11 protein-coding genes and 1 pseudogene are annotated in these 13,129 nt (G+C 62.8%); 3 read left to right on the top strand and 9 right to left on the bottom strand.

Annotation, left to right across the window (positions count from 1 at the left end; all coding sequences use genetic code 11):
• The first annotated feature begins 121 nt into the window (after positions 1 to 121).
• The 3 genes from QMK32_RS02845 to QMK32_RS02855 are packed head-to-tail and all read left to right on the top strand — an operon-like array spanning position 122 to position 4,078.
• On the top strand, positions 122 to 2,425 hold the full coding sequence (locus QMK32_RS02845) for a putative bifunctional diguanylate cyclase/phosphodiesterase (RefSeq protein ID WP_283472842.1): 2,304 nt from the start codon (positions 122 to 124) through the stop codon (positions 2,423 to 2,425).
• Entirely contained in the window at positions 2,415 to 3,059 is a 645-nt protein-coding gene (gene bluB, locus QMK32_RS02850; RefSeq protein WP_269302622.1) for a 5,6-dimethylbenzimidazole synthase, read from the top strand. The genes QMK32_RS02845 and bluB overlap by 11 nt, the downstream gene beginning before the upstream one ends.
• Entirely contained in the window at positions 3,056 to 4,078 is a 1,023-nt protein-coding gene (locus tag QMK32_RS02855) for an NHL repeat-containing protein (protein WP_283472844.1), read from the top strand. Before bluB ends, QMK32_RS02855 begins: the two co-directional genes overlap by 4 nt.
• A 3-nt stretch (positions 4,079 to 4,081) precedes the next feature.
• On the opposite strand, the gene QMK32_RS02860 is transcribed toward QMK32_RS02855, so the two are convergent.
• The 9 genes and pseudogenes from QMK32_RS02860 to QMK32_RS02900 form a co-directional block, all read right to left on the bottom strand.
• On the bottom strand, positions 4,082 to 4,579 hold the full coding sequence (locus QMK32_RS02860) for a DUF427 domain-containing protein (protein WP_283472846.1): 498 nt from the start codon (positions 4,577 to 4,579) through the stop codon (positions 4,082 to 4,084).
• A 91-nt stretch (positions 4,580 to 4,670) separates the two neighbouring features.
• Positions 4,671 to 5,435 carry a DUF2637 domain-containing protein gene (locus tag QMK32_RS02865; RefSeq protein ID WP_283472848.1) on the bottom strand — a complete coding sequence of 255 codons (765 nt, stop codon included), beginning with the start codon at positions 5,433 to 5,435 and terminating at the stop codon, positions 4,671 to 4,673.
• Between the two features lie 122 nt (positions 5,436 to 5,557).
• Positions 5,558 to 6,109 carry a gluconokinase gene (locus QMK32_RS02870; RefSeq protein ID WP_283473166.1) on the bottom strand — a complete coding sequence of 184 codons (552 nt, stop codon included), beginning with the start codon at positions 6,107 to 6,109 and terminating at the stop codon, positions 5,558 to 5,560.
• A gap of 40 nt (positions 6,110 to 6,149) precedes the next feature.
• Entirely contained in the window at positions 6,150 to 7,325 is a 1,176-nt protein-coding gene (locus QMK32_RS02875) for a lipid-transfer protein (RefSeq protein ID WP_283472849.1), read from the bottom strand.
• Positions 7,322 to 7,750 (bottom strand): MaoC family dehydratase, encoded by a 429-nt coding sequence (locus QMK32_RS02880; protein ID WP_283472850.1) that lies wholly within the window; start codon positions 7,748 to 7,750, stop codon positions 7,322 to 7,324. Before QMK32_RS02880 ends, QMK32_RS02875 begins: the two co-directional genes overlap by 4 nt.
• The gene (locus QMK32_RS02885; RefSeq protein ID WP_283472851.1) at positions 7,732 to 8,652 is read right to left on the bottom strand and encodes a bifunctional MaoC family dehydratase N-terminal/OB-fold nucleic acid binding domain-containing protein; all 921 of its coding nucleotides are present in this window, start codon (positions 8,650 to 8,652) and stop codon (positions 7,732 to 7,734) included. Before QMK32_RS02885 ends, QMK32_RS02880 begins: the two co-directional genes overlap by 19 nt.
• Complete coding sequence (locus QMK32_RS02890) at positions 8,649 to 9,788, bottom strand: acyl-CoA dehydrogenase family protein (protein ID WP_283473167.1); 1,140 nt, start codon at positions 9,786 to 9,788, stop codon at positions 8,649 to 8,651. The genes QMK32_RS02885 and QMK32_RS02890 overlap by 4 nt, the downstream gene beginning before the upstream one ends.
• 117 nt (positions 9,789 to 9,905) lie before the next feature.
• Positions 9,906 to 10,829, bottom strand: a pseudogene (locus QMK32_RS02895) (acyl-CoA dehydrogenase family protein); the annotation flags it as partial.
• 132 nt (positions 10,830 to 10,961) lie between these two features.
• On the bottom strand, positions 10,962 to 13,103 hold the full coding sequence (locus tag QMK32_RS02900; RefSeq protein WP_283472852.1) for an acyl-CoA dehydrogenase family protein: 2,142 nt from the start codon (positions 13,101 to 13,103) through the stop codon (positions 10,962 to 10,964).
• Positions 13,104 to 13,129 lie beyond the last annotated feature (26 nt).

Consider the following 13,129-nt stretch of genomic DNA (forward strand, 5'->3'; position numbering starts at 1 on the left):
TCGAACGTCTCACTACCCCGGCTTCCCACATTCTGCATTCGAAGTGATTCGAGATGCGAAGTGTGGGAAGTTGGGCAGTGATGAGAAACCGACGGCACGACGCAGCTGAAGGATGCACCGGGTGAAATGGTGGTGGTATCCGATAGTGGCATCGGCCGCATGCATCGGCTACGTCTTCACCCCGGATGGCACCCTGTCCAATGTCCTCTACGTCGGTATCGGCCTATCTGCGGTGATCGCAGTACTCGTCGGGATCGCAGTAAATCGTCCCGTCTCCCGCGCGGCCTGGTGGGTGATCGCACTCGGCACCTCGATGTGGCTGGCAGGGGACGTCGCGTTCTTCTGGATCGAACACGTCGACGGCGAACTGCCTGTCCCATCGTATGCCGACGCCATCTACCTACTCGGCTACCCACTGTTCGCGGTCGGACTCTTCCTTCTGGTGCGACAGGGCTGGCGACGAGGCGAGTTCGGGCACGTCGCCAACAGCATCATCGTCATGATCGCGTTCGGTCTCGTCCTATGGGTATTCGTCATCCCGGACGATGGTGTGAACGTATCGACCATCCCTGGCATGGCTGCCATCGCCTATCCGGCTATGGACGTACTCATGCTCGGGCTTCTGGTGCATTTCCTCGGCACCTTTCAGTGGCAGAACATGTCTTTTCGACTTCTGGCTGCATCGGCTGCGGTAACCCTGGCTACCGATACCACCATGCGCGTGGGTTCGGCCGAGGCGCCGACCATGGCCCCGAATATCACCGTCAGCGGGTATATCGTCTGCTATATCCTACTGGGAACCGCTGCCCTCCATCCGTCGATGAAATACCTGACTGTCCCGCGTGGTCGGCGCGGCTCACCGGGCACTCTCGCTGCCTCGTTCAGCACGCCCACCACGATCGTCCTCACTATCGCGGTGTTGACGCCGGGCGCAATCATGGCAACCTTTCTCGCCCGCGGGACGCCCATCGACCAGTGGGGATGGGGCATCGTGCTGTGTGCGTCGGTGCTTGTCGCCCTGGCATTCGTCAGAGTCACCGAACTGCTGCGACTGCTTCGTATACAAACAGCCACCCTTCAATTGGCCGCTCAGACCGATCATCTGACCGGAACACGTAATCGTCGGGGGTTGGAAGAGTGGATCGACACAAGTGACGGCCCCCTCGCACTGCTGTTGCTCGACATAGATCGATTCAAGGAAGTCAACGACACTTTTGGGCACGCGGTCGGCGACGACGTGCTTCGCGCCGTCGCCGACCGACTTGCCGGCGTTGTCGCCACCGGTGGAGTACTCGCCCGACTCGGAGCGGACGAGTTCGCCGTTGCGCTCGCTGTGGAGGACACCCATTCCGAGGCTGTGGTCGCAGCACACGGGATGCATGCATCGCTGTCCTGCCCCATCAGTGTCGGAAGCACGACGTTGCTTGTGGAGGCGAGCATCGGTATCGCGCTGAGCGACCGGATCGCCGAGAGAAACGGCGCACGTACTTCCTCGGGCAACGAACTGTCCGGTGCACGCTCCGACGACTTGGTCCACCGATCCAATCTGGCGATGCAATCGGCCAAGATGGTGCAACCACGTATCGCAAGCTACGACCCGTCGATGGATCGCGACAGCAGCCGCCAGTTGCATCTGCTCAGTGAGCTCACCACCGCGATCGACGCCCGCGAACTCGAGCTGTACTACCAACTTCAAGTAGATCTCGACTCGATGGAGGCCACCGGAGTCGAAGCGCTGCTCCGATGGAACCACCCCCTCGAAGGCATCATCGAACCCGACCAGTTTCTCCCGATGGCCGAACACACCGGACTGATCAGGCCCCTGGCGAATTTCGTCCTGAGTGAGGCACTGACCCACCGGAAAGGATGGAGCGACGCAGGGGTCGAGTTGAACGTCTCGGTCAACATCTCCACGCGCAACCTGCTCGACAGCACTCTCGTCGAGCAAGTTCGACGCTCGCTCGCCGACGTCGGAACCGCTCCCGAAAAACTGACTATCGAGATCACCGAAACCTCGACGATGGCCGATCCACCAGTCGCCATCGAGTCATTGTTGGGCCTGCGCAAGCTCGGCATCACGCTTGCGATCGACGACTACGGCACCGGGTACAGCGCACTCGCCTATCTGCAGAGGCTTCCCGTGCAGCAATTGAAGATCGACAAGACCTTCGTCAGCGACATGGCACGCGATCAGGCTCACGGCATCATCGTCAGATCGACGATCGATCTGGCCCGAACACTCGGGCTGACCATCACGGCCGAGGGAGTGGAAGACGCCGCCACCTTGCTCGAACTACGTAGGCTCTCCTGTACTACCGCTCAGGGATACTTTGTGGGACGCCCAGTTCCCGCACATCGAGTTCCGGATTCGGTCGCGGAGTCGAACGCCAAACTGAAGGAATACACGAAGACTTATGAACGATGACGACAATCCGATGTCGGTGTACACGGCAATCGCGATGCGGCGCGACGTGCGCGCAGAGTTCGACGGCAATTCGGTCGACGACGAGGTACTGCAGCGCATCTTGAGCGCCGCGCACAAGGCGCCGAGCGTCGGCAACACCCAACCGTGGGACTTCGTCGTCATCCAGAACCCTGACACGCTCGCCACCTTCGCCGCACACGTGGCTCAGAAGCGACGCGCGTTCGCAGACTCGCTCCCACCCGACCGCAGAGCTACTTTCGATCCCATTCGCATCGAAGGAATCGAAACGAGCTGCACCGGCGTCGTGGTCACCTACGACCCGACTCGAGGAGGACAACATATTCTCGGACGCGCGAGCGTCGAGGACACCGGCTTGTTCTCAGCCGTCCTCGCCATTCAGAACCTGTGGCTGGCTGCGATCTCCGAACGCATCGGAGTCGGATGGGTGTCCTTCTACGAAGAGGACTACCTGAAAGACCTGCTGGGTATCCCGGACCCGATCCGGCCGATCGCCTGGTTGTGTGTCGGCCCGGTCACCGAGTTCGCCGAGACTCCCGACCTCGAACGGTTCGGGTGGCGCCACCGCCGCCCGCTGGCCGAGGCAGTGCACTACGAGAAGTTCGGTGGCGCGTGAAGCATCTACTCGTTGCTGTTGCCGTACTCGCACTGGTGACGGGGTGTGCCGCTGAGACCAGCGACAAGCCTGCAGCGCAGACTCCCGCAGCGGAGCCTGCCCAAGCGCCCTCGGCACAGGCACCGGTAGGAGTGGTGAGCCCGCTCGCGGGCGCGCCGGAGGGAATCGTCGTCACCACTTCGGGTATTGCCGCAGTCGGCGTTCGAGAACCCGACGGCATTCGACTGGTCGACGCGACCACCGGCGTCGAGCGTTCGTTCGTACCGACAACCGGTGCACCCAGACACCTGTCCCTGGCCGGACCGGATGGACCTGTACTCGCACCGCTAGAAGCGAGCGACGAGCTACTCGTCGTCGATCCAGAGAACGGTGATGTTCTCACCACTGTGCAGGGGGTCGGAAGACAGCCGCACGATGCTGTCACCACCTCTGACGGGACCACCGTCGTAACCAATGAGATGGGCGGTGGCGTCGTCTTCGTTCGTGACGGCGCGGTGACGGCCTCGCTCCCAGCAGGACCGGTTCAACCCGGTGGTCTTGCCGCTGTCGGCGAATACGCTGCGGTCGCCGATGTCCAGGGCAACGGCGTATGGATCTACAGCGGACCCGATCAGGAGCTCGTGGCACAGGCACCACTCGGAACCAAATTGACCCACGCCACCGCACTCGGTCGAGACCTTGCCGCGTTCGCCGACACCGACGGTGGTGCGGTGTTCATCGAGAGAGTCGGTCCGCAGGTGAGCGAAGTATCTCGCATCGAAGCACCTGGCAATCCCTACGGGCTCGCGTACGACCCGCAGCGACAGTTGCTGCTGATCACGTTGACCGAATCGAACATTTTGCGCGTCGTCGACGTCGCAGACCCGGCGGCACCGCGACCGATCGTAGACCTCCCGACGGTGCGGCAAGCCAATTCGGTTGCAGTCGATTCACGTTCGGGCGACGTGCTGGTGACGGGCAGCAATCCCGGTAACGAATCCAGCTTGCAGATCATCCCCGCCAGCGCTCTGACACCCTGAAAATCACCAACCCCAGCTACCAGGGATCCCTTTGAACGGACCCACTACCTCGCTCGTGATCCAGCCTTCGTAGAAGCCGCCCTCCTGAGGCGTCACGCATTCACCGTCGACCTCGCATTCCAACCGCGAAGGCGAAAACGCCAGATGCCCGGTTATCGGCAGGAACGACGCCGTCGGCTCCTCGTAACTCCACGCGGCGCCGTCGCTCACCGAGTTGGCACCGTGCACGGTCCAGTACGTCGCTGCGCCCTTCCACTCACAGTGCGTCGAGCGAACTGCGGAGGGTGACAACGCTCCGGCGGCAACATCATCACGCGGGATGTACCAGGTCGGTGGGTGCGAAGTCTCCAGCACCCGCCACGCATCACGAGTCTCGGCGATCAGCGTCCCACCGAAGCGCACCGTGATCAAACGATCCGAATGCTCCAACCGAGGTGGTCTCGGATAATCCCACACTGATTCTTGCCCTGGACCGGGAACCTGCGGTATCACCTTGCTCATCCCTCGATAGTGCCAGTGCACCACCGCGAGGTCACTTCCGTACTGCACAGCCGTGCGGAATCCAGGGCATCTCGGTCATGGGGCATCTCGGTCATGGGGCATCGACCGGGTAGAGGTCCTCGATGCGTTCATCGTCGAGGATCCACCTGTCGACACTGTCCAGAGGCTCTGGACTGCCAAGATGTTCGATGCCGTCCAATAGCTCGACACCTTGTAGTTCGGCATCTTGTAGATCGCCACTGCGCTGCAATTCGGCACTGCGATTCGGTTCGGTTGTCGGGTCGGAATTTTTCGCCGTGGCGTGGACGACGGTAACCGGAGGAGATTGCGGCGAGTCCGGACCGACCGACTCGACGTCTCGTTCAACCGTCACTTCGGGTCGCACGGTCACTTCGGGTTGCACGGTTCTTTCGGTTTGCACGACGACGACCGGTCCGGGTTGCGTCGACGGAATTCGCACGAGTATGCCGAGCCCGTGGGTGGCAGCGAGCAAGCTGACCGGTGCGACGGTGGCAATTGCAGCGGACAGCGCGGGATGCAGCGTTCCGGTGTTGGAGGTGAAGGCGTGCAATGCATTTGCCCCGATACTGACCAAGGCTGCAATGACGAGCACCCACCAGAAGAAGCGCCTGCCGCTACGCTGATCTGCGAATTGGGCAAGTGCGATGACCGAAATAGTGGCCTGCAGGATTGTGCCGTCGACGATGACCGGCCACAACCACGACAGATTTCGTGGAACTCCGGCCATGGTCGCCAAATCCCACAGTGCGGCGAAACTCAATACGAACGACGCGATGCCGATGACGGTGGTGATGACGACAGCGCTGACGAGTGTCGCACGCAGGACCTTGTTCATGAGTGCACATGATGCAGTACGCCTCCGACATATGCGGGCTGATGCTGCTGCAGGTGCGGTTGTTCGGACTCCTACGGATCAGAAAAAGGCGTGAGCAGATCGCCCGGCCGACTCTGCTTCTCTCAGTCGGTCCGGCGAATGTCGAGTTCGGCGATGATGCGAGCGGCGATCTCCTCAGCAGGTGGACCGATGTCGAAGACGAGTGCGTTCTCATCCGGTCCGATCGGCTCCAGCGTCGAGAGTTGGGAGTCGAGAAGCCCGCGTGGCATGAAATGGTCCGTCCGATCGTTCAACCGGTCGCCGAGCTGAGTCATCGTTCCGAACAGATGAACGAAGATGACCTGGCTTTCGGATCCGTGCGCGAGCACGTCCCGGTAGCTCCGTTTCAGTGCGGAGCAGGTGACGATTCCAGGTTCGCCGCGGCGAGTGTGAGATCTGATCCAGTCTGCGACCGTGTCGAGCCACGGCAGCCGGTCCTCGTCGGTCAGCGGGACTCCGGAGGCCATCTTCGCGACATTCGACGCCGGATGCAGGTCGTCACCTTCCTGGAAGTCCCATGAAAGCGCCCGTGCGAGAACCCCGGCCACTGTGGACTTGCCCGATCCCGACACGCCCATTATCACCAGGATTGGACGTGCGGCGCGCGTGCAGTCTGTCTTGCCATCACGATCCATGTAGTCGAGTTTTCCACACATCGGTACCCGACTACTTGCGCTACCGACTTCCGGAGAGGATGAGCCCAGAAGTAGGAACACCGGTCCCCGCAGTGACGAGCACGTTCTCCACGTCCGGAACCTGGTTGACCGAAGTCCCGCGAATCTGCCTGACGCCCTCGGCAATTCCGTTCATCCCGTGGATGTACGCCTCGCCGAGCTGACCACCGTGAGTGTTCAGCGGCAGCCGTCCGCCGAGTTCGATCGCGCCGTCGGCGATGAAGTCACGTGCCTCGCCGCGCCCACAGAACCCGAGTTCTTCGAGCTGCATCAATACGAACGGCGTGAAGTGGTCGTACAACACCGCCGTCTGCATGTCCTTCGGGGTGAGACCGGACTGCGCCCACAATTGATCTCCGACCAGACCCATCTCCGGCAGACCTGTCATCGCGTCGCGGTAGTAGCTGGTCATGATGTATTGGTCCGGGCCGCTTCCCTGCGCTGCCGCGGTGATGACGGCGGCCGGATTGGGTAGGTCCTTCGCCCGCTCCGGCGAAGTCACGACGATCGCAATTCCGCCGTCGGACTCCTGGCAGCAATCGAGAAGGTGCAGCGGTTCGGCTATCCAGCGTGAATTCTGGTGATCCTCCAACGTGATCGGCTTGCCGTAGAAGAACGCAGCCGGATTGTTCGACGCGTGCTTACGGTCGGCGACGGCAACTCGGCCGAAGTCCTCGCTTGTGGCGCCGTAGACATGCATGTACCGGCGCGCCACCATCGCCACGAACGAGGCGGGTGTACCGAGCCCCTGCGGGTATGCCCATCCTGCGTCGACACCCGAGGATGTCGGTGCCGCAGCGAGATGCGGAGCAACCTGGCCGAAGCGTGAGCCGGAGCGCTCGTTGAATGCCCGATACGCGACGACGACATCAGCGACTCCGGTGGCAACTGCCATCGCTGCCTGCTGAACGGTGGCACACGCTGCGCCACCGCCGTAGTGAATTCGGCTGAAGAACTTCAGGTTCGGGATTCCGACGGCCCTCGCAACCGCGGTCTCGGTGTTGGTGTCCATCGTGAACGACGTCAGACCGTCGACGTCGGCGGGCGTCAAACCCGCATCCGTCAGTGCGGCCTGCACAGCCTCGGCGGCCAGGCGAAGTTCGCTTCGCCCCGAGTTCTTGGAGAAATCCGTGGCGCCGATTCCGACGATCGCAGCCTTGCCCGACAATCCGCTCATGCCGACCTCCCCCCTGTCAGCTCTGACGATGCCAGCTTTACTTTTGCCACGATGTGATCACCGAGAGAATCGGAGCCGGTCACGTCGACCGTCACTTCACCGTCGGTGACGGCAGATACCTTCCCGCGCAGCGTCAACGTGTCGTAGGCGTACCAGGGAACCCCCAGCCGCAGACCGATCGAGCGGAACACCGCAGTCGGGCCTGCCCAGTCGGTCACGAAACGCTGCACCAAGCCAGTGTCGGTAAGGATATTGACGAAGATATCTTTGGAACCGCGCTCGATCGCCTTGTCACGGTCATGGTGAACATCTTGAAAGTCTCTGGTGGCCAACGCCGTCGAGACTACGAATGTCGGATCGGCGAAAATTTCGAGCTCGGGCAGTTCGTCACCTACCTGCGCTGCAATCATCGAATCGCCTTCCATGCGGGGAGTGTGAAGTTCTCGTCGATGCGGAGGAATTCGACCTCGACAGGCAATCCGACCTCGACCTCGGACGGTTCGATTCCGCGTAGCTCACCCAGTACGCGAACTCCCTCGTCGAGTTCGACGAGAGCAACCACGAAAGGCAGTGTCCGCCCAGGCACTTTGGGTGCGTGGTGGACGACGAAGCTGAACACCGTGCCCGTACCGCGGGCGACCACGTAGTCGATCGGCGCAGCCTTGTCCTGCCAGATCGCCGGAATCGGTGGATGCCTCAGCGAGCCGTCCTCGACCCGCTGAATCCTCAGTTCACCTACTCGCGCTCCCTCCCAGAAGAACTCGGTCTCCTGGGATACGACCGGGCGAATCGCCTCCGACGCATCGTCTGCCGCCGGTTTGGCTTCCGGCGCGAACTTGAGCACCCTGAACACCATCTCGGCGACGGCCTCGTCGCCGACGTACCAGATGTTGCGCGTGGTGACGAACCAGCCGAGGCCGAGACCGGTCTTCTTCGGACCGACGACGTTGTCGAGTTTCGTTGTGACCGTGACTTCTTCACCTAACTCGAGATAACGGTGATAGGTCTGGTCACAATTGGTCGCCACGACGGAGGTGAATCCGGCCTCGTCGAGTATGCCCATCATCAGCCCGAGCGGGTCGTCGGACGAGCGCGTGTAATGCAATCCGCCCATCGTCCACACCTGTGCCATGGCAGGAGGCGCGACGACGCCCTTGTGCCCCGCCGCTCGAGCAGCGCCGGCATCGACGTAGATGGGGTTCGCGTCGCCGATCGCTTCGACCCAGTTGTTGATCATCGGTTGATTGATCGGGTCCCGCCCCGCGCGAGGCGCGCATTCCCCCGCTGCCGCAATACGATCCGCTGCTTCGCTGATCGATTCGCTCATCGCACGACCCTGGGCAGTCCGAGACCGGATGTTGCGATCAGTTCCCGCATCACTTCGTTCACTCCTCCACCGAACGTGATGACCACATTGCGCTTGACCTGCTTGTCCAGCCAGGCCATGAGCTTGGCAGTGTCGGGATCGAGAGGGTTTCCGTGTCGACCGATCAGTTCCTCGGCGAGCCGTCCGACGCGTTGAATCCGTTCGGTGGCAAAAACTTTGGTAGCCGAGGCATCGGCGACGTCGACCGCATCCGCAGTGGACGAAGCGATCTGCCAGTTGAGCAGCTCGTTGATCCGGAACGTGGCATGAATCTCGCCGAGAGCGCGTCGTACATCGGGCTCGTCGAGTACCCCGTGCTTCTGCGCCCACCCACGCAAGTGCACGTACAGTCCGTCGATCTTACCGGCCGGTCCGAGCATGACGCGCTCATGGTTGAGCTGAGTGGTGATCAGGCGCCAGCCGGCGTTCTCCTCCCCCACCAGCATGTCGACGGGAACTCGAACATCGTTGTAGTACGTCGCATTGACGTGGTGTGCGCCGTCGAGAGTGATGATCGGCGTCCACGAGTATCCGGGGTCGGTGGTGTCGACGATGAGCATGGAGATGCCACGGTGACGCGAATCCGCCGGCCCCGTGCGCACAGCGAGCCATACGTAGTCCGCGTCGTGCCCGCCCGTGGTGAAAATCTTCTGTCCGTTGACGATGTACTCGTCACCGTCGCGCACGGCTGTGGTGCGCAGCGAGGCGAGGTCGGTTCCCGCCTCGGGCTCGGTGTAACCGATCGCGAAATGCACCTCACCAGCGAGGATCGACTTGAGGAACTTGTCCTTCTGGACCTCGGTTCCGTACTTCTGCAAGGTCGGGCCGACAGTTTGCAAGGTCACCGCAGGCAGCGGAATATCTGCGCGCGCAGCCTCGTTCACGAAGATCGACTGCTCGACGTCACCGAACCCGTGGCCACCGAACTCCTTGGGCCAACCGACTCCTAGCCACCCGTCGGTGCCCATCCGTTCGATGATCGCGCGGTACGTCTTGCCGTGCCGCTCGGTCATCATGATCTCGGCGTCCTCGTCACTGACAAGATCGGCGAAATACGTTCGCAGTGTGTGCTGCAGCTTCTGCTGCTCTTCGGTCAATTCGACGAAGGGTGACTCGCCGGTTGCCTCGGAGGAGACCGCGACCGATTCGAGTACATCCTCTCGCTGAATCGATGCGCCCACCAGATCGAGCCGGTAGGAGGCGCCACCGACGAGCCTCGCGAGATCCTTTGCAGCCGAATAGTATCGGTGCATCGGATACGTGACGTCCACTCCGATGCCGCCGTGCAGGTGATGACACACCTGCATGGCTGCGGGCAACTCGGCGGCAATCCAATACGCGAGCACATCGCCGTCGCCCGGCCGGCTCGGCTTCTCCTGCGAGGCCTGCCACACCGCCGAGACAGCAGCGACATGAATGGTCCGAGCCGTCACGTATACGTCGGCGATCTCGCCGGCAACGGCCTGAAACGTTGCCAGTGGCTTACCGAACTGATGACGGCTCGCCAGGTGCGAAGCGGTGAGCGCCGCTGCGCCCGCAGCCAGCCCGTCGGCGACCGCGCCGATGGCCGCGATCGCAATCCGATAGAGCTCGGCAATATTCTCGGTGACGAATTGTCCCGGTGCCGAATCGAATTCGATCGCGTACTCGGGGTCACCACTCGACGACGGGGTCGGCACGAGCCGGACACCCTCCGCGGAGGGGTCGACCAGTACGACACCTTCGGAAGTCGGCACCAGGATGCGGTACGCCTGCTCGGCATACGGGACAGCGATCTTGGTACCGGTCACACGCATGAGATCGCCGTCGGGAACGGCTTTCGTCTTCGGTTCCGCAGGGAACGGCGACCCGGGCTCCATGAGCGCCGCCGTCAGAATGCGGCCCGAGCCGACGGTGTCACGGATCAGAGCCGCTTCCGCGAGGCGCGTGAGCGGGATGATGCCGAACCCGAGCGTCGCAAGAGCCGGTCCGACTGCCGCGGCCTTGCCGAGCTCGGTCAGAACCGTCGCCGCTTCCGGCAATCCGAGTCCGTCGCCGCCGAGATCCTCGGGCAGCACCATCTGGAACAGCCCTGCCTCGGACAGCGCCGTCCACAATGCCTCGGGCTCGGAGTCGCGCGCGAGCAATCCGGAGATCATCTCGGCGACCGTCGATTGATCGGAGTTTCTGGTGAAGTCCACGCCTTGATCCTGCCTACGGAAGATGAACCGAAGAGTTTTTCGGTAGAACCTGTTCTATTTTTAACACCATCGGTGCGGATATACCAGCAGTCAGCGCGGCAGACCGAGAATCCTCTCGGCAGCGACGGTCAGCAGGATCTGTGAGGTACCTCCCGCAATCGACAAGCACCGAGTCAGCAACATCTCTTTCGCCAGTGGTCCCTCGATCACCCCTGCCTGCCCCGAGGCCTCCAACGCGAATTCCGCGAGATCCTGCCGGTGACGCACGCCGACGAGCTTGCGGACCGAGGATTCTGCTCCGGGATCCTGCCCGCCGAGTCGCCGAAGCGTCGAGCGGAACTCGAGCAGGGAGCCCACCAGTCCGTTCGCAACGAGCCCGCCCAGCGCGTCCGCGACACCGGGATCGGTGCTGGACGACGTCGCCTCGACGACATCCTCGAGCGCAGAACCGAGCGTCGAGCCGCTGCTCATCGCAACCCGCTCGTTGGCGAGGGTGGTCCTGGCAAGCTTCCAGCCGCTGTTCAGATCTCCGACGAGGCAATCGTCCGGAACGAAGACATCGTCGAGGAATACCTCGTTGAACACGGCGTCACCGGTGATTTCCCGCAGCGGCTCGATACGAATACCGGGCGAGGTCATATCGAGAACGAAGTAGCTGATTCCCCTGTGCTTGGGGGCGTCACGGTCGGTGCGGGCAAGGCAGATTCCCCAGTCGGCCTGCTGAGCGAGCGAAGTCCAAATCTTGTGGCCCTTGAGCTTCCATCCTCCATCGACCTTCGTCGCCGTGGTCCGCAACGCCGCCAGATCGGAGCCCGCCTCCGGCTCGCTGAACAGTTGGCACCAGCGAATGTCCCCATGCAGTGACGGACCCGCGAAACGCTCGATCTGCTCGGCGGTTCCGTGTTCGAGAATCGTCGGAACGGCCCACCAGCCGATGACCAGATCGGGAATCTCGAGACCGGCCGCAGCCATCTCCTCCGCGTAGAGCAGCTGCTCCGCTGCACTGGCGTCCCGGCCGTGAGGTTGCGGCCAATGCGCGGCAGCGAGCCCCGACTCGGCCAGCGTGCGACGAGGATCCTCCGCCTCTGCCACCGCGCGAACCTCCGCGCGAACATCCTCACGTCGATTCTCGGCCTCGCCGAGGTCGACGCTCAGGTGGCGTCGCACACCGGCACGGGTCAGATCCGTCACGCGCATCCGCCAATGCGACGTACCGCCGAGCAACTGCCGGATGGACAGGGCACGTCGCAGATAGAAATGCGCGTCGTGCTCCCACGTGAATCCGATACCGCCGAGGATCTGGATCGCGTCCTTGGCGTTGTCCACTGCGGCATCGAGAGCGATCGCGGCAGCGACAGCGGCAGCCAGTGGGTGTTCCTCTGCCGCGGAGTCCACTGCCACCGCAGCGTCCCATGCGGCGGCGCGAGCCTTCTCCACCCGGCACAGCATTTCGGCGCACAGATGCTTGATCGCCTGGAAGCTACCGATCGGTGCACCGAACTGCTCACGCATCTTGGCGTGCTCGACAGCGGTACGCAGCGCCCACCCGGCAACGCCTGCCGCATCCGCAGCAGCGAGGGTGGCCGCCAGATCGAGAACGTACGACGTCGAGACGTCGGACAGGACCGAATCCGGATCCACCGCGACATCCTGGAGAGTCAGCCGGGCTACCGGGACACTGCGATCGACGCCGAGCAACGACTCGATCTTCAGACCCGGCGTCTCGACCCCGAGCATGCACCAGACCGTCTCGCCGTCGACCGTTGCAGGCAACAGCACGCCGACGCCATCTGCCGCACCGAAGGCAATTTCCGCAGTGCCGTCGAGGAACAATGTGTCACCGTCGCGGCGGGCTGCAACGGGCGCGTCGGACAGCACTACGGCGCAGGGAAGTCTGCCTTCGCAAAGGTCGGTACCCCAGCGGGTCGCTGCAGGTCCACCGGTTCGGCCGACTACGAGTGCGGCCAGTGCGGTCGAGAGCACCGGACCGCCGACGAGGGCGGCCGAGGTCTCCTCGAGCATCGCCGCGAGGTCCGCGACCGTGCCACCGACGCCGCCCACCGACTCGGGAACGGCAACGGAGAAGACGCCCAGTTCAGCGAGTCCGCGCCAGTGCGAGCGCCAACCCGACTGCTCGTCGGCGCGTAAAGTCCGCATTGGATCGGCAGTGGAAGCCCACGACCGAATCGACTGTTGGACGTCGCGCTGATCGTCGGTGGTGGCAATTGTCACAATGCTCTTCCCTACTCCTCATAATG

It is taken from the genome of Rhodococcus sp. H29-C3 (assembly GCF_030063405.1).
Lineage (GTDB): Bacteria > Actinomycetota > Actinomycetes > Mycobacteriales > Mycobacteriaceae > Rhodococcoides.

Bases quoted from the DNA above. Each gene is read 5' to 3' on its own strand.
- QMK32_RS02880 (WP_283472850.1), bottom strand. From the start codon at position 7,750: ATGGAAGGCGATTCGATGATTGCAGCGCAGGTAGGTGACGAACTGCCC.
- QMK32_RS02865 (WP_283472848.1), bottom strand. From the start codon at position 5,435: ATGAACAAGGTCCTGCGTGCGACACTCGTCAGCGCTGTCGTCATCACC.
- QMK32_RS02875 (WP_283472849.1), bottom strand. From the start codon at position 7,325: ATGAGCGGATTGTCGGGCAAGGCTGCGATCGTCGGAATCGGCGCCACG.
- QMK32_RS02885 (WP_283472851.1), bottom strand. From the start codon at position 8,652: ATGAGCGAATCGATCAGCGAAGCAGCGGATCGTATTGCGGCAGCGGGG.
- QMK32_RS02860 (WP_283472846.1), bottom strand. From the start codon at position 4,579: ATGAGCAAGGTGATACCGCAGGTTCCCGGTCCAGGGCAAGAATCAGTG.
- bluB (WP_269302622.1), top strand. From the start codon at position 2,415: ATGAACGATGACGACAATCCGATGTCGGTGTACACGGCAATCGCGATG.
- QMK32_RS02870 (WP_283473166.1), bottom strand. From the start codon at position 6,109: ATGGATCGTGATGGCAAGACAGACTGCACGCGCGCCGCACGTCCAATC.